This is a genomic window from Paracoccus salipaludis (assembly GCF_002287065.1).
GTDB lineage: Bacteria > Pseudomonadota > Alphaproteobacteria > Rhodobacterales > Rhodobacteraceae > Paracoccus > Paracoccus salipaludis.
The window spans coordinates 1-520 of the sequence record NZ_NSJZ01000170.1 but is presented as its reverse complement, the minus strand read 5'-3'; the positions used below and the strand labels follow the sequence as shown (position 1 = coordinate 520).

The following is a 520-nucleotide window of genomic DNA, read 5'->3' as shown; positions in this document are numbered from 1 at the left end:
CATGTTTGGTTATAGTTGGGGCATACGGTATCAAACGGTTTGACAAACGCTCTTCCTTTTCTGTAATAGGTTCTAGGGTAATTGAATCAGTTCGACGTAACCGACAGGGAAGGGAAAAAGTCATGGGAGACCGTTTGAAACTCACCAACGACATGGCTTCGTGGCGCCTTATGGTCGGCGCCGCCATCGAGGGCGCGAAGCGGATCGGCTACGACCTCAAGCGGCAACCCGGCCGCGGCCTGAGCAACACCTACGACGCCATCAAGGACGGCAAGACCTCGACCGTCTCGGTGCGCACAACGCGCGACCGCTGGTTCGCCTACCAGCCCGTCGAAGGCGGCACTCGGTGGAAGACACTCGATGAGGTGGAGCTGGTGCTGGTGTCGGCCGTGGACGACCCGGCGGACCCCCGGAACGTGGACGTGTACCTGTTCCCAGCCGATGAGGTGCGCAAGCGCTTCGACGCGTCCTACGCCGCTCGGAGCGAAAACGGCAACACGATGCGCGATGGCTTCGGCAT

1 pseudogene is annotated in these 520 nt (G+C 60.4%); it reads left to right on the top strand.

The window, feature by feature from the left end:
• Window positions 1-122 precede the first annotated feature (122 nt).
• A pseudogene (locus tag CK240_RS18030) lies at window positions 123-520 on the top strand (hypothetical protein); the annotation flags it as partial.